Below are 18,497 nucleotides of genomic sequence, written 5' to 3'. Positions count from 1 at the left end.
AATTTATATTATTTTATTACATTATTTTAACATAATCTTTTTATAATTATCAAGTTAAAAAAACTTTTTATAGAATTAAATTATTTTATATATATGGTATTATTAAGTTGTCTTTTTTTAGGTTTTATTTTACAGATAAATTATTATTATAGGAATTAATAAATTTTTTGTATTTTTTTATTTAAGATTAATAATAAAAAACTAATATCTTACAATTATATATCTTGTAGTTAAAAAAAGACTAGTTTAAACTAGTCTTTTAGTGATTTAATTATATTTTCCATGATTACATTTGCTTGTTCATTTGGTGCTTCTAAAAAGTTTACCACAAACATACCTTCTAATTCACAAACACCTATTGCTCTTGGTCTTACAGCTAAAACTTCAGGAGTAGGTATCTCTTTCCCAAAACAAAATATAATGTTTTTTGCATCTTTTATATCTTCTCTTATAACTCCATTTACTCTTTTTGTTTGCGAAAACTGATCAAATGTTGAAATATAAGCTATCACAGGATGCTCATCAATCTTGTCTTTTAAAGCTGCTAATATCTCATTTACATTTTTAAATTTTAATTCATCTTTAGAAAATTCAATTTCAAAAATATGGTATTTATCCTTAAAAATTTTTTGTTTCATTTAATTTCCCCTTTTATTTTTTTAATGTTATAAACGATTTAATGACACAATCCATTCTTTCAGGGATATCACTAGTATCCATATTCATATAATCAGTTTGTATCTTATAAATTAGTTTATTGTCAAGTTTAAATTCAAAGACTAGGTACCCAGCATAAAGTTTACATTTTGTTCCTTTTTTTCCCTTGTCCTCTTTATCATTTTCAAGTATGTAATAATCAATTAAAAGTTTTTTATCTTTTAGTTTTTTGTCTTTTATATACTTATTTATAGTTTTATTTAAATATTCATTTGCTTTCTCTTCACATATATGTTTATCAATTTGTGATTCCATATATACAGATTTTTCGATTCTAGATTTAATAATATAATTAGAACTTTCAAGAAGCTCAATAGCCTCTTGTGTAAGTTGTTTATTTGATATTTTTTCAAAGGTTGTAGTTTTTGTTTGGCAGGTTAGTCTTTTTTCTTTTTTTATGGGGTTATTTGATTCTTTAGTTAGTAAGCCATAAGAGAAAAATCCAACAATAAAAATTAATATAAAGATAAAAAATTTGTTCATAGTATTCCCTTTTGTTAAGTTTAATAGAATACTAACGTAATAATTATTATAAGTAAATTAAATAAATGTATTATAATTTATAGTTATAATACATTTATTTTGTAGAGACATCGAAGTTAAATACTGCCCATTTGTTTTTCTCATCTTCTTGTTTTGCAATGTCATCTATAATAATAGATTCTTTTGGAACTTTTTTCATATTAAATAAGTAATTTTTAATATTTTCTATTCTTTTTTTAGTGATTGAAATCAATTCTTTTTCTGAAACATTTTGTTTAGAAGCAAGGAAATCTCTTAAGTATTCTGTATACGCATCAGTTTGAAAATACTCTTTTCCATTTTTATCTTTTTTATAATATGATTCTTTTATTTTATCTAACTCTTTTACATCTTTTAACTCATTATAAAACTCTTCTAAAGCTTCTTTATAATCATCCCCTTCAGGTATCTTTTCCATTCTCTTTAATACAAATTGTTCAAATTTTATATCTTGAAGAGCTTTTTTATCTTTTTGAGGATTATAAATTGGTTTTATTTTTATTGCAAGTCTAGGTTTTTTTGCTAGTAGTTTTGCAATACTATCTAAGGTCTCTTTTTCAGAAGGTACAATATCACTTTTGCCAAACTCAAAATCCATACTTTTTATCTTCTCTTCATCAATTCCTAACATTGCTCCAAGTAAGGCAAATGGCGAAGTGATTGCTTTAACTATTAAGTTTGTGAATACTTTCCAAACAATAGGTGCAATTGAAAATTGAGGATCATCAACATTTCCTGAAATAGGTAAATCAATATCTATAACTCCATCTGAATCTTCTAGTAATGCAATAGCTAGTTCTAATGGAAGATTAACTGCGTCTGGACTTTCTACTTTTTCACCCAATTTTATATCACTAATAATAACTGAGTTTTGGGCATTTAAATCAGATTTTTTTATATTGTATTTTAAATCTAAATTTAATTTACCACTATCGATTTTTCTACCTACAAACTTACCTGAATATGGAGTAAAGTTTTTAATTGCAATATTCTTAAATAATAAATTTGTATCCGTTAATAATTTAATATCATTTATATCAACAGTTCCAACAATTTTTGTATAACCATATTCATCAACTTTTCCTTCTAATTGAAGTTTTGTTGGTTTTGAATTATTTGAGTTTAATCTTGAAAAACTACCCTGAAGTTCATTTATATTTGTTTTAAATGGTATTGGAAGGTTTTTATCTTCAAAGGTCATTTTCATATTTTTTATTTTTACTGGACCTATATCAAATTTAAAATCACTTTTTTCTTTTGAAGCTTTTTTAACTGTTTTTTCTTCAACTTTTTTGTCTTTTGATTCCTCTTTTTTTCCTAGTGTAATTGATAAATAGGGTTTATTTATATTTGAAGATTGAACTTTCAGATCGTTATTAGCAAAAGAGATTTTATTTACATTTATATTAATATTTTTTGCAAGAATATCAGTTTTTGCTTTTTTATCTTTTATATTTGTATTTGGATTGTATAAATTTAAATTAGAAACTGAAATTGCACCTTTGTTATTAATTAGATTATCCACTTTTAAGCTAATGTTTTTTGCAACAATATTTTGGTCATTTTTATTATCAACTAAGTAGATTGAAGGCTTAGCTAATCTAATTGTTTTGATATTTAATTTTTCATCTTTAAGTGTTGTATTAAATGCACTTAAATTTAAACTTTTTGTAGTGATATTCATTTTACTTTTTTTATCATTGAACTTAATTGTTGGAATACTTAATTTTGCTTCATCAAGAGCTATATCAGTGTTGTTTAGACTAAAATTTTTAGCTGTAATAGTATTTGAGTTAGCTAAAACATTCATAGAATTTTTTCTATCTAAAAAATAAATAGATGGATTTGTTAGTTTAATATTTGAAATAGTAGTATTTTCATTCTCTTTTTTGATATTGGCGATATTTAAATCAGTTTTTTTAGTAAATACAGTGCTTTTATTTTTTATGTCTTTAAAATTTAAAGCACTATTCTTTATTTTTAATTCATCAAGTAAGATATTTGAATTTGAAAAAGAAAAATTACTTGCATCTATTTCTAACTCTTTATTTAAAATTGATAGATTATTTTTCTTATCATCAATTGTAATATTAGGTTTTGATAAAAGTAGGTTTGCAAGAGTAATATCGTTACCATCAATTTTTAAATCTTTTAAGGTGATATTTAAATCATCTGTTTTTGTAAAAAGTTTAGCTGATAAATCATCAAACTTTATATTTGATTCTTTTAGATCAAAGTTTTTTAAAGAGATAGTCCATTTGTTACTTTCTTCTTGCTTTTGTGAAGCATTTGTTTCAATATCAGTATTTTTAAGCTCTTCAACTTTTTCTTGATTACTTGCAATTAATTTAGCAAAGTTAATTTGACCTTTATCATCTATTATTGCGTTAAGATTTAGTTGATTTAAAACTATTGCATCTATATCAATGTTGTTTTTTGGATATTGCAGGTTTATATTATCAATTGCAAAATTTTCTAAAGAAGTTAGTGTCTTTTTATCTTTTGATATATTTAGTTTATTTAATGCTAGATAACCATCATTTAAGATGATATTCATTTCATTTTCATTATCAACTTTATAACCAATTTTCAAATCAATAAAAGTCTCTTCACTTAAATCAAAGTTTACTAAATCTTTTTTGTAGTCTAAAAATTGTCTTGGTCTAATATTTTTTAACTCTATATTACCATACATTTTAAATGGAGTAAGTCTTAACCCTCCATTTATCTCTAACTCACTATTTTGATTGATTAACATTCTTAAAGAGTGTGAAGCTAAAATGTTTCTAAATGTACCCATATCATAAAATGTATAATCAAATTTACTAATATTTAGTTTATATGGCTCATTATCTTTATTTAATTTTGTGAAATTAATAGTTGCATTATCTAAAACAGTTCTATATATTTGGAATTTTATATCTGAACTAGTTGTTTTAGTTTCTTCTTTATTTTTTTCCTCTTTACTTTCTTTTAAAAGTTTTTCTAGGTTAAAGGTTCCATCATCATATTCAATAATATTTACATAAGGGTTTACAAGTTTTAAATCTTTAAAAGCTATGTGAAGTTCATCAATTGATCTTAAAACAGCAAAATCAATATAAATATTATCTATTTTTGCTGTTGTTTCTTTATCATTGTAAATCTCTAAGTTTTGTAAAGATAATTTCAATAAAAAAGGATTGAATTCTATTTTTTCTAATTTTGCTTTTTGAGTGATGTTTTCATTAATAATTTTTTCTATTTGTGGTTTAAGAATTTTTGGGATTGCTATAAAACCAATAATAGTATAAATCAAAAGAATCGACGATATTGTTATAAGTAGTTTACTGTTTTTCATAAGTAATCCTTTTCATATATCTATGATTATAACACATCAAAGTTAATAAAAAATAACAATTCTTGTATATTATATATTTTTAATAAGTTGTGATTCTATAAAATCTTTAAAGGTAAGAAATAGTTTATTTTTGTTTTTATTCTTATTATAAATAAGATGAAACTCCCTTTTAAAATCTATATTTATAAGTTTTATTTGAAAAAGTTGTTTAGTTTTTAATTCCTCTTCCACTGCAACTTTTGATATAGCTGTTATCGTATCTTTATTTTTAATCAAAATCTTTTTTATTTCATCAAATTCATAAAGTTCCATAAATATATTTATATCTTTTGATAAAGCTCCCAATTTATTTATAAATATATCTCTTGTACCTGAACCACTTTCTCTTAAAATCCATTTTTTATCTATTGTGTCTATAAAACACTCTTTTGGCGCATTTTTATCACTAGTTACAATAATAAGTTCATCATCTATAATCTTTTCTTTTATAATATCTGTATTATCAAAAGAGGTTTCTATAAGACCCATATCTAGTTTACCATTTAGTATTTGTTCCACAATTACAGAAGAGTTAAGAGAGTTTATATCAAGTTTTACATCTTTGTATTTAGATAGAAAAGTGTAATAAATATTTGGCATCATATAGTTTGCAATAGTTTTACTTGCAGCTATAGTTATTTTTCCAGCAAGTTTATTTTTTTTGAATATATTTTTTGAATCTGTAATTGCAATAAAATGTTCATAGGTGATTTCTTTAAAGTATTTACCTCTTTCATTTAAAATAAGTTTTTTACCAACTCTATCAAATAAACTCTCACCTAACTTTCCTTCTAAAGATTTTATAGCTAGTGAAATTGCTGATTGGCTTACATTTATCTCATTTGCTATTTGACTTATATTTGGATTATCACATAGTTTATAAAAAAAGTTTAGTTCTTTGAGTGTCATAAAGTATCCTTATTGAAAATATTTATTATTATATTAAAAATAATATATTTTACAAATAAAATCCTTAGTGATATACTTTGGTTTATAAAATTTAGAGGATTTATTATGTTTAATAAAGAGAATAGAAAAGATACATTTAGTGGGATTTTATTTGTTGTACTCTTTGCTTGTGCAGCTACATTTTTATCAGAGTTTCATATTTTTAAATCTTTGGGTATTAGTCCACTTATCATTGGTATAGTCCTTGGTATGATATATGCTAATACTTTAAGAAACAAACTCCCACAGCAATGGCATGCAGGGATTGTTTTTTCTACAAAAACTATATTAAGAGCAGGGATAGTTTTATATGGATTTAGATTGACTTTTCAAAGTATAGAAGAGGTTGGTATAAATGGTATTATTATAAGTTTTTTAATAGTTTCACTAACCTTTATTATTGGTTACATAGTAGGAGTTAAATTTTTAAAACTAGATAAAGAAACAACAATCTTAACAAGTGCTGGAAGTTCTATATGTGGAGCGGCAGCTGTACTTGCAACTGAACCGGTGATAAATGCAAAACCATATAAAAGCGCAATAGCTGTATCAACTGTTGTGTTATTTGGAACTATAGCTATGTTTTTATACCCTTTTTTATATAAAGCAGGATTAATACCTTTTGATGAATCTACAATGGGAGTTTATATAGGAGCAACTATACATGAAGTAGCACATGTTGTTGCTGCTGGAAATGCTATTGGAAGTGTTGCAAGTGCTGATGCTATAGTCGTTAAGATGATTAGAGTTATGATGATTGCTCCTTTTTTAATAGTATTATCTATTTGGTTGGCAAAAAGTGCAAAAAATACAACAAATAAAACAAAAACTAAGATAACTATTCCTTGGTTTGCTGTTTTTTTTATAGTTGTAGTTGGTTTTAACTCATTTAATCTTTTATCACTAACTACAATAAGCACTATAAATGCAATAGACACTTTTGCTCTTACTATGGCTATGAGTGCATTAGGTATGGAAACAAGTATTGATAAGTTTAAAAATGTAGGAGCAAAACCTATATATTTAGCGTTTATTTTATTTTTATGGTTAATATTTGGAGGCTTTTATTTAGTAAAGTTTGCTATTACTTTATAAGAAAAGAAGTGATACTATAATCCTTTTTATTAGGATTATTTATGCTAGGTTTAGAATCAATTTTACTTTATATTTTACTAGGTTGTTTTGTGGGAGTAGCAGCAGGTCTGCTTGGTGTTGGAGGTGGTGGAATTATAGTACCATCTCTAACTGTAATATTCTTAATGCAAGGTATGTCAACAGATGAGCTTATGCATATGGCATTAGGAACATCTATGGCAACTATAGTAATAACTTCAATCTCAAGCTTTAGAGCCCACAATAAAAAAAGTGGTGTTCTTTGGGATGTGTTTAAGATGATGGCTCCTGGGATTATAATAGGAACATTTTTAGCTACCTTTTTAGCCTCAATTTTAAGCTCTTTTTATCTAGCTATATTTTTCTCAGTATTTATGGCTTATGTTTCATTGCAGATGTTTTTAAATAAAAAACCAAAACCAAGTAGAAAATTAGCTAATTCAAAAATACAGTTTGGTGCAGGAACTATTATAGGTGCAATATCAGCCATGGTTTCAATAGGTGGAGGTTCTTTAACTGTACCTTATCTTTTATGGCAAAATGTAGAATTGAAAAAAGCTATTGGTACAAGTGCAGCAATAGGTTTTCCAATAGCAGTTAGTGGAACTTTGGGATATATTATAAATGGGTGGAGTAATACTGATCTGACACATTATACTTTAGGATTTGTATATTTACCTGCATTTTTCTTTATAGCAATTTGTAGTTATCTAACTGCACCTATAGGAGTAAAGTTAGCACATACTTTACCTGTTGGCATAGTTAAGAAAATATTTGCTTTACTCTTAATCTCATTAAGTCTTAAAATGCTTTTTTCTTTTATTTAGATATAATCGCGAGATTAGAAGGATATAAATGACTATTATAGAACTATTTCAAAAACTATTAAGATTTAAATCTGTTACACCTGATGATGATGGAGCATTTGATTTTATTGCTGAGTATCTTGGAGATACTTGGGAGTGTATAAGTGTTGATATGGAAGGTGTTAAAAATAGATTTTATTATAAAAAATTTAATGAAAACCCACAACATTTGTGTTTTGCTGGACATATAGATGTGGTACCTCCTGGGCAAGGTTGGGATGTAGATCCATTTGCAGCTGATATTATAGATGGGGTTATTACAGCAAGGGGAACACAAGATATGAAAAGTGGTGATGCTGCTTTTTTGTATGCTTGTAAACATGCAGTTGATTTTGATGGAACATTAAGTATTTTAATGACTAGTGATGAAGAGGGTGAAGGTACTTACGGAACTATTAAAATGCTTGAACATCTAAAAGAGATTGACTTTATCCCTCAATATGCAGTTGTAGCAGAACCAACTTGTGAAGAGGTTTTTGGTGATGCTATAAAAGTAGGGCGACGTGGAAGTATAAACGGATATATTACAATTAAAGGTAAACAAGGTCATGCTGCGTATCCTGAAAAGTGTATAAACCCAGTTCATAATTTTGCCGAAATTTTACCGCAAATTGCAGGTTATAACTTAGATAATGGAGATGAATATTTTGCTCCAAGTAAAATGGTTATAACAGATATAAGAGGTGGGATGGAAGTTACGAATGTAACTCCAAATGAACTTAAACTAATGTTTAATGTAAGAAATTCAACAAATACTACAAGAGAGTCTGTAGAAGAATTTATACATGAAAAATTAAATGGTTTAGAGTATGATTTTAGAACAACACAAGGTTCATTTCCTTTTGTAACTAATAAAGAATCAAAAGTAGTTAAAGCTATGGAAGATTCAATTCAAAAGGTTTTAGGAATAAAAACAAAACACTCAACCCATGGTGGAACTTCTGATGCTAGATATTTTGGTAGCTTTGGAATTGAGGCAATTGAGTTTGGTGTTATAAATGATACTATTCATAGTGTAGGGGAGAGAACTACAGTTAAAGAGGTTGAAGGTCTTTGTAAAGTATATCAAGACTTGATTAAAAACTTTTAAATTTAATTATATTACGCAATCTTTTATATTATTTTTAAAATATATAGATAGAATTACTCCATATGCTTTTACTGAGTATGGAGTAGCTATCTTTCATCTGTACTAAAAAGTAAATAGCTATTCTAATAAATTAGGATTTTATTATCTAATGTTCCAAAATGATAAATCTACTTTACATTTCTGATAAAATATTCTATAATGATAAGTAAAATTATCATAAAAGAAAAAATATGGAAAATATTGAAGTCTTTATTAACAATAAAGAAGTAGGAAAACTATTTTTTGAAAAAGAAAAAAATCAGTTTGGATTTAATTATACACATGATTATAAACCTATTTCTTTAATCATGCCTTATAAAATTTCTTCATATATTTGGAAATACAAACTTCATCCTATTTTTGATATGAATATGCCAGAGGGGTATCTTTTTGAAATATTTAAAAAGTATTTGACAAAAGAGTATGGATATATAGATGATTTTCTGATTTTTTCTCATATTTGTTCAAATATTCAAAGTAGATTATCTTATAAAAGTTCTATAAATAAAAAAGAGTTTTTATCCTTAGATATTAATGAAGTTTTACAAAATGATTCTATGGATACATTTACAAAAATTGTTACTACATTTTTGGATAAAAATGCTATATCTGGTGTTCAACCAAAATCTTTAGCAATATTAAAAGATAAAGAGAGTGTATCTACAAAAGAATATATTATCAAAACTTGGGGTGAAGAGTATCCTCAATTGGCATTAAATGAATATTTTTGTTTAAAAGCTATAGAAAAAGTAGGAGTAAAAATACCAAATATACAACTATCAAAAAACAATAAGTTTTTATTGGTTGAGCGATTTAATTATGACAAAGAAAATGATGCTTTTTTAGGTTTTGAAGAGGTTTTAACATTACTTGGAAAAAATAAAGATGAAAAATATAGTGGAAGTTATGAACAAATAGCAAAAGTGATTTATAGCGTTAGTACAGATAAGTTGGTTGATATGAAGAACTTCTATAAAGTTATAATCATGAATTATTTACTTAAAAATGGAGATGCTCACTTAAAGAATTTTGGCATGCTTTATAATGATGATTTTTCTAAAATATTATTTTCTCCAGCTTATGATGTAGTAAATACGGTAGTTTACATCTATAAAGATAAACCAGCTCTTACAATGAATGGTAAAAAACTCTGGATAGGAAAAAAGAAGCTTATAAAGTTTGGAATACAAAATTGTTATTTAAATGAAAATAGTGCAATAGAAATTTATGATAATTGTATTGAAAGTTTAAAAAATAGTATCGATGAATTAAAAAAATATATAAGTACAAATAAAGAGTTTAGAGAAATAGGTCAAAAGATGATTGACTCATGGAGCTTGTCTTTAAATGAAAAAACATATAAGGAGATTCCAGTTGAAATTATACGAAATTGGTCAGCAAATTAAAGTTTTAAGAGAAGCAAAAAAACTAACTCAAGAACAATTATCATCTAAATGTGGTATTAGTAGAGTTACCCTTGGAAAAGTTGAAAGAGGAGAGTTAGGTAATACTTCAGTGAAAACATTAGATCTTATTCTTTCAAGTTTAGGGTTTGAAATTGATTTTAAATCAACCCAAGGTTTTGGATTAACAAACCTTGATGAGTTGACATAAATAGGATATAAACATGAATGCCATAGAATATTTAAAGCAACATCACCATAATGATTGTATCATCACAAAAGAGATTACCTTAGCAAAATTTTCTACTGTAAATAGTAATTATAAACATACTTTTGAAATACCATGTAACCTTTTAAATATAGTATATAGTGGAACAAAGGTTTTACATACAGTTGATGGTGATATCGAAGTAAAGCTTGGTGAAGCCTTTTTTATGACTAAAGGTGAATATGTGATGAGTGAAGTTACAGGGGAAGAAGACTATGAATGTTTATTAATCTTTTTTGATCATCACATGACAAAAAAATTTATAGGTGAATTACCTTTTAAGTTAAATTCAAAAAATATAAAAAGTACTTTTAAGTTTAGAATGAATAACTTTTTACGAAATAGTGCAAATACACTAAAAGAATATTTAGAAGATAAACCTAAGTTTAGTGATGAATTAATTAGTCTAAAATTAAAAGAGTTGAAAAAGGTAAGTTTTTAATCCAAGAATTAGGCTATGATATTGGAATTGCAGCACTAAGCGTTAGATTTAAAACACATGCTCATTTTACAAGGGTATATAAAGCTCAATATAACACTACACCTAACCTAATAGATAAAGAATTAAAACCAACAATAAAAGATGCAGATGGATTCATCTCTAAGTTATCAAAGGATGGAGTGATTGAAAACTTACACTTTATGGATGGTTTAGATGCACCAAAAGGTATGAGTATCGTAAATAATACTCTTTTTGTAGTTGATATCTATTATTAATCTTAACGAATAAATAAAAAAAGAAAATAAACTTAATTTATCTATTTTTGTAAAATAGAATTATATTTTTTAAAGTGATTTCCTTAATAGAAATCACTTTTTATCAAAACTATATTTACCAGCTCCAATAAACATCAAAGCAATTGCACATAACATATAAAGTAATGGTAATTCAATAATCAATCCACCAGTATTATTATTTATCTCTAATAGCTGAGAAAAATGAGCTAAATATATAGCAAATCCCATAGTTACTGCAAATATTAAACTACTAATTCTAGTGTATAATCCAATGATTAATAAAAGTGGAATGATAATTTCACCTAAATAAACACCATATGCTAAAAAAGCTGGAAAACCTTCTTTTACAACTAAACCTTCGATTCCAGTTATACCAACCGTAGCCTTTTTATAACCATGAAATATCATTAAAAATCCTAGTGCAAACCTTAAAATTAGTTTTCCTAGGTCAGGACTTAAAATTTTCCCTAAATAGTTTTCTAAATTGTTCATTGTTAAACTCCTTCATAGCCTAGAATTATAGTGCAAATAAGTTTATATTACTACTAATTAGTATGAAATTAAATAAAAAAATTGTATAATTTCAAAAAATACAAGAAGTAGATATGAACTTATTTAAACAACTTTTAGAAAATCAAAGAGCAATTATAATTGATGGCGCCTTAGGTACTCAAATACAAAAAAATGGTTATGATGTAAATGATTCATTGTGGTCAGCCAAATATTTAGATGAAAATCCAGATGTTATAAAAGAGGTACATAGACAATATTTAGAAGCTGGAGCAGATATTATAATCACTTCTTCTTACCAAGCTTCATTAGAAGGCTTTATAAAAAAAGGTTTTTTAAAAGAGAAAGCTATTGATTTAATGAAGCTATCTATAAATATCGCCCTTGAAACTAGAGATGAGTTTTGGGAAAATTATGAAGAAAAAGATAAAAGAATAAAACCACTTGTCGCTGCTTCAATAGGTCCTTATGGTGCATATTTAGCAGATGGTTCTGAATATACAGGGAAATATGGTATTAGTGATGAAGAATTAAGTGATTTTCACAGAAAAAGACTTGAAATTTTAATTTCAACATCTCCAGATATCTTAGCAATTGAAACTATGCCTTTATTAAGTGAAGTTAAGATTATTGTAAAACTTTTAAAAGAGTTTAATAAAATACCAACATGGGTTACATTTAGTGCAAAAAATGAAAGTACTACAAATGCAAATGACGATATAAAAGAATGCATGAGTTTTTTAGAAAATGAAGATTGTATAAGTGCTGTTGGAATAAACTGTACTGCTCCTCAATATATTCCAAAACTTATTGAAAATATTAAATTAGTTAGCACGAAACCAATAGTAGTTTATCCAAATGGTGGGTCAAAATATAATCCTATATTAAAAGTGTGGGAAAAAGGTGAGATAAGTGCACTTGAGTATTCAAAGCTTTCTCATTTATGGTTTCAAAAAGGTGCACAAATAATTGGGGGATGTTGTGAAACAACTCCTAAAGAGATTTTAAATATTAGGGAAAGATTATTATAAAGAAACCACTTGGTTTCTTCCCCCATTTTTTGCTTTATATAAGGCTTCATCTGCACGATTTATAACAAGCTCTATATTTTTATCGTTTATAAAATCAATTTCTGAAACACCTATACTAATTGTAAATGTAATTGTTATTTTCTCATCGATTTCAACTGTAAGTTTTTCTATTTTTTTACGAATCTTTTCACTATAAGCACATGCACCTCGTAAAGAAGTATTTGGTAGTAACATTATAAATTCTTCACCGCCATATCTGCAAGTTATATCTGATTCTCTTTTAATTCTAATTAGAGTTTTGGCAAGTTTTATAATAACTCTATCCCCAATACTATGACCATAAGTATCATTTATATTTTTAAATTTGTCAATATCAAGCATAAGAATTGATAAAGGCTTAAAATCTCTATGGGAGATTTTAAATAGATTATTTGAAACTTCTGAAAAATATCTTCTGTTATATAGTTTTGTTAGAGGGTCTGTTTGATTTTGGAATTCAAGTTTATTTTGCAAAATATCAAGTTCTTTTGTTGAAACATTTATTAAATGGGAAAGTGCTTGTAAAGTCAGTTTAGAGTGTTTCAAAGCTTGAAACTTAACTCTCTTTTGATTGCATATTGATGATTCACTCAATGCAAGTACAGTCATACTTTGATTTAAAAGTAGTTTACTTTTTCCACAACTAAAAAATTCTCCATATGTGTAAAATCCACTAGATGGTGCAATCTCATTATAAACTAGTGTTTCAGCCTCAATAACTTCAGGAATAAATCTACGTCTTGCCATACAAGAATAGATAAAAATTGATTCAACACAATTACCAAAAAGCTTATCCACATGTTTTTGAGTTTCATTAAATATAGAATCAAAATCTGCACAACCAAATCTAACTTCGTCACCAATTTTTAAATTTCCTGCAAAAATCAATGAACCATCATCTCTTTTACCAATAGCAGCTCTTGCTATTTCTATATCATTATCTTGAATAATAAGTGGGAATTCTATCCCCACTTTTGGAAGTTTTTCACTAACGGCGCCTCCTAGATAATAGTTATATGCTTCAACAGCAGTTCTATCTTCAATTGTAAAAACTCTATTTCCAATTGCATGGGTAATTGTTAGTTTTTTCCCAATTGCTTGCCAATCGAAACTATAATCTGTAAAGATTCTAAGATCATTAGAATTTAGTGCTACACCAACAATACCATCTAGTAAAATTGCATCTTTTGTAAAAACATAGGTTTTATCAAATATACTATTGTCTCCTGATAAACCACCACATACGATAATGTCGTTTTTTATACAATTAATACCATTTAAAAAATCTTCGCCATTACCAGTTAATCCGTCAATAAAGGATATAATAACTTTTGTATCTTTTTTGATAAGTGAGGTTGCTAAGTTTTTGCCTCCTTCAAAATAGTCATTAAAATTATTGCAAATATATATTTCAAGAGTTGTTTTTTCAAAGGTAGTAAAACTTATAACTGTTTTTTTTGTGGATACTTTTCCCTCACAAATTTCTCCATCTGTTGTAGAGCCTATTAATTTTGATTTTGGAAAATGCTCTGTAACTATAGATAATAATTTTTTAATAAATTTAAAATTATTATTGCCAGTAAAAATTTGAATTAATAGTTTTTCATCATCACAAATGTTCTCTTTTTTTACAAATTCTAAAAGCTCATGCTCTGAATTAAAGTATGTATTTGTTGTTTTCATGATTAATACTTTAAATTAAAATTTGTTTCATTAATTAGCTTATGAAACTTGTACAATCTTATCTTTACCATTTTGTTTGGCTTCATAAAGTGCATCATCAACATTTTTTATAAGTTGTGATAGACTTATACCTTTTTTTGAAACACCAACTCCAATACTTGCTGTTAGATTATAGTTTTTAAGTTTTTGTGATTCTTTTATTGCAAGACGAATTTTTTCCGCAAGTAAAATGGCATTTTCTAAATCACTATTTGGATATATTATCATAAATTCTTCACCACCCCATCTACCAACTGTATCTGTGTTTCTTGATGATTCTTTTAATATTTTTGCAACAATTTTTAAAACTTCATCCCCTTGTTGGTGTCCATATTTATCATTAACCTCCTTGAAATAATCAAGGTCAAGTAAAAGTAGAACAAAAGGGATATCATTCTCATTGAAGTTATTAAATTGTAGAGTTAATTCATTGTCTATTTTATATCTATTATATAGTTGTGTTAAAGGGTCAGTTATTGATTTTTTTGATTGGTCAACATAAAGCTTATGTACCTCTTGATATTCTTTTTGTTTTCTTTTCATCATCGAAATATATGTTATTACCATTGGTATAATTGCAATTAAAAATAGTAAAAATGAAAGTAATGTTTGAATAGTATTTTTCTTTAAAATAGCATTTACATAAGTAATATCAATATCAACACCTACTACATAAAGATTTCCTTCAATACTTCTAATAGGAAGGAAAATAGAACGATATGTACCCCATTTATCACTAAATTCAGGTACAAAAAGTGGTTTATATATCTTATTTGGGCTGATGAAATTTATGCTAGGATTATCAAAACTTTTTTTCAATATTTCACTTACATCGGGATAGGCAGTAAAATAGTGTACTTCTTCATTCTTTTCTATCTCAGAGGCTAAAGCACTAGAGCTGCTAAGTCTGTATGTTCCATCTTTGTCTTTTATAACAGTATAAAGAAACTTTGTTCCTAGAAGATTATTCAATTTTGTAAGGTTTTTAATATTTTGATTGTCTTCTTCAAGGGTAACAGATGTTTTAAAAATAGCTCTATCATGAAAATCATTTTTTAATACAAAAGGTACTGCAACAGCAGCAGAATACAATTGTTTATCAATTTGTGCTATTAAACGGTTTTTTTCATAATAATAATTCCAAACAGAATAGATTGTTAGAATTAAGATAGTAAAGCCTAAAGCTGCTATCATTTTTTTTGTTTCAAGTTTCATTTTATATTTTCCAAAAATGTTTAAGTAAACAGTTTTGCATATTTTGTCTTTCAACTAAATTAAAGTATTAATACAAAACTGGAAACATTAATGGATTATTATATGTATATTTAAATCCATATTCTGTGATTTTATCTCCATCAATAATTCTTTTTTTAGTATATTCATTTAAAAATATGGGACTAATAAAATCATATTTTATACTATTTTGTTTATATAGTTCTTTTTTTGTTGGATGAATTGCAGCACAAAGGTTAAATACTCCATTTATGTTTTTTTCTATAACAAACTTTGTGGCATTTATAATATCATCTCTATGAACATGGTTTATTTTTGAATTACTATCTTTCACCTCTTTTTGCGATAACCTTTTACCTGCAATTCTATTTCCTCCAATTAAACCAGAGCACCTAAAAATTACATCTGTTTTATCTTTTATTAACTCTTCTGCCTCAAAAACCTTTTGTGAACTTGGTATATTTATGTCGTAATCTTCTTTGTAAATTCCATCATCTTTAGGGTAAATTGAAGTTGAACTAATAAAAATGATTTTCTTAATTGAAGTAATTTTTTCTTGGGAATATATTTTATTTAAAAAGTTTAAATAATTTTCAAATTTAGATGGAGGGAAGTTTATAAATAGATAATCACAGTCTAAAATTTCAGGTAAATATTTTAGTTCATTTTCATTTAATAAATATGGCATTAAGCCTAACTCTTCATAAAACGATAGTTTATCTATGGTTCTTGAAGATACTTTTATCTTATAACTATTTTGTAAAGAAAGGGCAAGTTCAAGACCTAACCAACCAGTTCCTAGTATGGATATTTTTTTCATATATTTTATTAAGCTCTTTGTTATTTTGATTTATTATACTTATTTTGAAATTGAAAATATATAAAAATAGGTAATTATATGAATTTAGAAAGATTCAAAGACTTAGAAGCTGAGTTTTTATACCAATATCCAAAGGGTTTTGAAGATTCCCATTTTTTCCCAACAATGAAAAAGTTTAATCCAGAAAAATTACAACTTTTTATTGAAGAAAATCTTAGAAAAGAAGATTTCTCAAATCCAAATTTAGTTTTAGCAAACTACTTTAAGGTTATACAAAAATCAGTTTTAGTTTCACTCTTTGATAAACTAAAATTTAAAGACATGTTATCTTCATTAAATTCTTATGAAAAAGATATGTTAAGTATTGAAGTTTATGAATTATTATATGGTAACAAAAAAGAAGGATTTGAAGGTTTAGTAGAGTTTTTGTCTCAATATAATCTTGCCAAATGGACAATTGTTTCAGTTGTACCTTATTATATGAATAGACAAAAAAACTATTTTATCAAACCAACAACAACAAAAAAGATTATCAAATATCTTGAAATTAGTGATATATTTTATAAGCCAAAACCAAGTTATGAGTTTTATAAAGTTTATAGTGATTATTTAGATAATATGAAAAAAAATGTTGATAAGTCATTGAGTTTTGATAATGCAGCGTTTACAGGCTTTTTAAAAATAGCTATTGAAATTTGTAGTGAAGATTAATAAAAGAGCCTAAGCTCTTTTATTATCTATTAAGACATAATCTCTTCAATTGTTATATAATCACCAACTCTACCAGTCATTTGCTCAACATCTGTGTTTACAGGAAGTGTTTTCTTACCTGGAACCCATCCTGCAGGACAAACTTCACCAGTTTTTTCTGCATGTTGCCAAGCTCTAACTTGTCTCAAAAATTCATGTACATTTCTTCCAACCATTGGTGCTTGTACTTCTTGAGCTACAACAGTTCCTTCTGGATTAATTAAAAATCTTCCTCTTAGTGCAATACCTTCTTCTTCAATCATTACCCCATAAGCTCTTGATACAACACCTGTCGGATCAGCTGCAATTGTAAGTTTTAATCCTTCTAAAATTGGCTCTGTTTCAACAAATCTTTTGTGAGAAAACTTTGTATCTGTTGATACAGCTGTAATTTCAACTCCTAATTCTTGAAATTCATCATATTTTGCATTCATCGCTGCAATTTCTGTAGGACATACAAAAGTAAAATCTGCTGGATAAAAACATACAACATGCCATTTTCCTTTCATATCTTCACTATTAACTTCTGTATAGTGACCTGTTTTTGAATCATATGCTTCCATTTTAAACTCTGGTGCTTTTCTTAATACTAAACTTGAACTCATTTTTTCTTCCTTTTTTTCTATTTTATTTTCTTCTGCTGAAACCTCTTTTGTTTCAATTGGTTTTGCTCCTGTATCGCAAGCCATTTTTTAATCCTTTTTAATAAGATATTTTATATCAAAGGATAATTTTTATCCTTTGTATACTGAAAGTATAATCCTTCTTTGATTAAAATTTGCTTAAAATATTATTAGTTTATCTTATGTATCTAGTATAATTATAGATTATGAAAATAAAATTCTTAAATTATTGTTTTATTGACAAAAAACTATTAAAAAGTATTTTTTATATATAATATGTTTAATATTATTTAAAAGGAATTTAATGGAACAATTACCAAATTGCCCAAAATGTGGAAGTGAGTATACTTATGAAGATGGAGAATTATATATTTGTCCTGAGTGCGCTCATGAATGGTCACAAGACTCTTCTCTTGAAGTTGATGAAGATACCTTAATTGTGAAAGATTCAAATGGCACAATATTACAAGATGGTGATGATGTTACAGTTATAAAAGACTTAAAGGTTAAAGGTAGTCAATCAGGTATAAAAGTTGGTACAAAAATCAAAGGTATTAGACTTGTTGATGGAAATGACGGGCATAATATTGATTGTAAGATTTCTGGTGTGGGAGCAATTAAATTAAAACAAGAGTTTGTTAAAAAATCTTAGTACGACTCAAAATTAAAATGGGGAAGTCCCCATT

General features: G+C 26.3%; 18 protein-coding genes. 9 read left to right on the top strand and 9 right to left on the bottom strand.

Going from position 1 to position 18,497, the window contains the following annotated elements:
* Nucleotides 1-251: 251 nt before the first annotated feature.
* The 4 genes from AC2TY9_RS12330 to AC2TY9_RS12315 all read right to left on the bottom strand — a co-directional run bounded on the left by AC2TY9_RS12330 (nucleotide 252) and on the right by AC2TY9_RS12315 (nucleotide 5,527).
* The gene (locus tag AC2TY9_RS12330) at nucleotides 252-638 is read right to left on the bottom strand and encodes a DUF6858 family protein (RefSeq protein ID WP_489777806.1); all 387 of its coding nucleotides are present in this window, start codon (nucleotides 636-638) and stop codon (nucleotides 252-254) included.
* Nucleotides 639-651: 13 nt separating this feature from the next.
* A complete protein-coding gene (locus AC2TY9_RS12325; protein WP_489777805.1) occupies nucleotides 652-1,200 on the bottom strand; it encodes a hypothetical protein in 549 nt (182 codons plus the stop codon).
* 94 nt (nucleotides 1,201-1,294) lie between these two features.
* A complete protein-coding gene (locus AC2TY9_RS12320) occupies nucleotides 1,295-4,579 on the bottom strand; it encodes a DUF748 domain-containing protein (protein WP_489777804.1) in 3,285 nt (1,094 codons plus the stop codon).
* 69 nt (nucleotides 4,580-4,648) lie between these two features.
* Entirely contained in the window at nucleotides 4,649-5,527 is an 879-nt protein-coding gene (locus tag AC2TY9_RS12315; RefSeq protein WP_489777803.1) for a LysR substrate-binding domain-containing protein, read from the bottom strand.
* Between the two features lie 105 nt (nucleotides 5,528-5,632).
* On the opposite strand from AC2TY9_RS12315, the gene AC2TY9_RS12310 reads away from it, so the two are divergent.
* From AC2TY9_RS12310 to AC2TY9_RS12285, 6 genes are all read left to right on the top strand, one after another.
* Complete coding sequence (locus tag AC2TY9_RS12310; protein ID WP_489777802.1) at nucleotides 5,633-6,661, top strand: YeiH family protein; 1,029 nt, start codon at nucleotides 5,633-5,635, stop codon at nucleotides 6,659-6,661.
* A 41-nt stretch (nucleotides 6,662-6,702) separates the two neighbouring features.
* Entirely contained in the window at nucleotides 6,703-7,506 is an 804-nt protein-coding gene (locus tag AC2TY9_RS12305) for a sulfite exporter TauE/SafE family protein (protein WP_489777801.1), read from the top strand.
* A gap of 28 nt (nucleotides 7,507-7,534) precedes the next feature.
* A complete protein-coding gene (gene dapE / locus AC2TY9_RS12300; RefSeq protein ID WP_489777800.1) occupies nucleotides 7,535-8,635 on the top strand; it encodes a succinyl-diaminopimelate desuccinylase in 1,101 nt (366 codons plus the stop codon).
* A 230-nt stretch (nucleotides 8,636-8,865) separates the two neighbouring features.
* A complete protein-coding gene (locus AC2TY9_RS12295) occupies nucleotides 8,866-10,080 on the top strand; it encodes a type II toxin-antitoxin system HipA family toxin (RefSeq protein WP_489777799.1) in 1,215 nt (404 codons plus the stop codon).
* Entirely contained in the window at nucleotides 10,049-10,288 is a 240-nt protein-coding gene (locus tag AC2TY9_RS12290) for a helix-turn-helix domain-containing protein (RefSeq protein ID WP_489777798.1), read from the top strand. Before AC2TY9_RS12295 ends, AC2TY9_RS12290 begins: the two co-directional genes overlap by 32 nt.
* Nucleotides 10,289-10,301: 13 nt before the next feature.
* Nucleotides 10,302-10,787: a hypothetical protein gene (locus AC2TY9_RS12285; protein WP_489777797.1), complete on the top strand. Its 486-nt coding sequence runs from the start codon at nucleotides 10,302-10,304 to the stop codon at nucleotides 10,785-10,787.
* A gap of 368 nt (nucleotides 10,788-11,155) precedes the next feature.
* On the opposite strand, the gene AC2TY9_RS12280 is transcribed toward AC2TY9_RS12285, so the two are convergent.
* Complete coding sequence (locus tag AC2TY9_RS12280) at nucleotides 11,156-11,575, bottom strand: DoxX family protein (RefSeq protein ID WP_489777796.1); 420 nt, start codon at nucleotides 11,573-11,575, stop codon at nucleotides 11,156-11,158.
* A gap of 113 nt (nucleotides 11,576-11,688) precedes the next feature.
* On the opposite strand from AC2TY9_RS12280, the gene mmuM reads away from it, so the two are divergent.
* Nucleotides 11,689-12,624 (top strand): homocysteine S-methyltransferase, encoded by a 936-nt coding sequence (gene mmuM / locus AC2TY9_RS12275; protein WP_489777795.1) that lies wholly within the window; start codon nucleotides 11,689-11,691, stop codon nucleotides 12,622-12,624.
* On the opposite strand, the gene AC2TY9_RS12270 is transcribed toward mmuM, so the two are convergent.
* The 3 genes from AC2TY9_RS12270 to AC2TY9_RS12260 form a co-directional block, all read right to left on the bottom strand.
* Nucleotides 12,619-14,346 (bottom strand): sensor domain-containing diguanylate cyclase, encoded by a 1,728-nt coding sequence (locus AC2TY9_RS12270; RefSeq protein WP_489777794.1) that lies wholly within the window; start codon nucleotides 14,344-14,346, stop codon nucleotides 12,619-12,621. The two genes, mmuM and AC2TY9_RS12270, sit on opposite strands and share 6 nt — an antisense overlap.
* A gap of 39 nt (nucleotides 14,347-14,385) precedes the next feature.
* Nucleotides 14,386-15,600, bottom strand: a complete 1,215-nt coding sequence (locus AC2TY9_RS12265; RefSeq protein WP_489777793.1) for a GGDEF domain-containing protein — start codon at nucleotides 15,598-15,600, stop codon at nucleotides 14,386-14,388.
* Between the two features lie 67 nt (nucleotides 15,601-15,667).
* Nucleotides 15,668-16,438 (bottom strand): Rossmann-fold NAD(P)-binding domain-containing protein, encoded by a 771-nt coding sequence (locus AC2TY9_RS12260; RefSeq protein ID WP_489777792.1) that lies wholly within the window; start codon nucleotides 16,436-16,438, stop codon nucleotides 15,668-15,670.
* Between the two features lie 78 nt (nucleotides 16,439-16,516).
* Between AC2TY9_RS12260 and AC2TY9_RS12255 the strand changes: the two genes are divergently transcribed.
* Nucleotides 16,517-17,149: a hypothetical protein gene (locus AC2TY9_RS12255; RefSeq protein ID WP_489777791.1), complete on the top strand. Its 633-nt coding sequence runs from the start codon at nucleotides 16,517-16,519 to the stop codon at nucleotides 17,147-17,149.
* A 29-nt stretch (nucleotides 17,150-17,178) separates the two neighbouring features.
* Here AC2TY9_RS12255 and AC2TY9_RS12250 read toward each other — a convergent pair whose 3' ends face one another.
* Entirely contained in the window at nucleotides 17,179-17,877 is a 699-nt protein-coding gene (locus AC2TY9_RS12250) for a peroxiredoxin (protein ID WP_489777790.1), read from the bottom strand.
* 238 nt (nucleotides 17,878-18,115) lie between these two features.
* Here AC2TY9_RS12250 and AC2TY9_RS12245 point away from each other — a divergent pair, with 238 nt between their 5' ends.
* Nucleotides 18,116-18,463, top strand: coding sequence for a zinc ribbon domain-containing protein YjdM (locus tag AC2TY9_RS12245; protein ID WP_489777789.1), 348 nt, complete (start codon nucleotides 18,116-18,118; stop codon nucleotides 18,461-18,463).
* The last annotated feature ends 34 nt before the right edge of the window (nucleotides 18,464-18,497 follow it).

It is taken from the genome of Arcobacter sp. ISO1 (assembly GCF_058105185.1).
This window is presented reverse-complemented; position numbering and strand designations above follow the sequence as displayed.

Bases quoted from the DNA above. Each gene is read 5' to 3' on its own strand.
- AC2TY9_RS12270 (WP_489777794.1), bottom strand. From the start codon at position 14,346: ATGAAAACAACAAATACATACTTTAATTCAGAGCATGAGCTTTTAGAA.
- AC2TY9_RS12260 (WP_489777792.1), bottom strand. From the start codon at position 16,438: ATGAAAAAAATATCCATACTAGGAACTGGTTGGTTAGGTCTTGAACTT.
- AC2TY9_RS12250 (WP_489777790.1), bottom strand. From the start codon at position 17,877: ATGGCTTGCGATACAGGAGCAAAACCAATTGAAACAAAAGAGGTTTCA.
- AC2TY9_RS12315 (WP_489777803.1), bottom strand. From the start codon at position 5,527: ATGACACTCAAAGAACTAAACTTTTTTTATAAACTATGTGATAATCCA.
- AC2TY9_RS12330 (WP_489777806.1), bottom strand. From the start codon at position 638: ATGAAACAAAAAATTTTTAAGGATAAATACCATATTTTTGAAATTGAA.
- dapE (WP_489777800.1), top strand. From the start codon at position 7,535: ATGACTATTATAGAACTATTTCAAAAACTATTAAGATTTAAATCTGTT.
- AC2TY9_RS12320 (WP_489777804.1), bottom strand. From the start codon at position 4,579: ATGAAAAACAGTAAACTACTTATAACAATATCGTCGATTCTTTTGATT.
- AC2TY9_RS12265 (WP_489777793.1), bottom strand. From the start codon at position 15,600: ATGAAACTTGAAACAAAAAAAATGATAGCAGCTTTAGGCTTTACTATC.
- AC2TY9_RS12245 (WP_489777789.1), top strand. From the start codon at position 18,116: ATGGAACAATTACCAAATTGCCCAAAATGTGGAAGTGAGTATACTTAT.
- AC2TY9_RS12310 (WP_489777802.1), top strand. From the start codon at position 5,633: ATGTTTAATAAAGAGAATAGAAAAGATACATTTAGTGGGATTTTATTT.
- AC2TY9_RS12295 (WP_489777799.1), top strand. From the start codon at position 8,866: ATGGAAAATATTGAAGTCTTTATTAACAATAAAGAAGTAGGAAAACTA.
- mmuM (WP_489777795.1), top strand. From the start codon at position 11,689: ATGAACTTATTTAAACAACTTTTAGAAAATCAAAGAGCAATTATAATT.
- AC2TY9_RS12325 (WP_489777805.1), bottom strand. From the start codon at position 1,200: ATGAACAAATTTTTTATCTTTATATTAATTTTTATTGTTGGATTTTTC.
- AC2TY9_RS12305 (WP_489777801.1), top strand. From the start codon at position 6,703: ATGCTAGGTTTAGAATCAATTTTACTTTATATTTTACTAGGTTGTTTT.
- AC2TY9_RS12255 (WP_489777791.1), top strand. From the start codon at position 16,517: ATGAATTTAGAAAGATTCAAAGACTTAGAAGCTGAGTTTTTATACCAA.
- AC2TY9_RS12280 (WP_489777796.1), bottom strand. From the start codon at position 11,575: ATGAACAATTTAGAAAACTATTTAGGGAAAATTTTAAGTCCTGACCTA.
- AC2TY9_RS12285 (WP_489777797.1), top strand. From the start codon at position 10,302: ATGAATGCCATAGAATATTTAAAGCAACATCACCATAATGATTGTATC.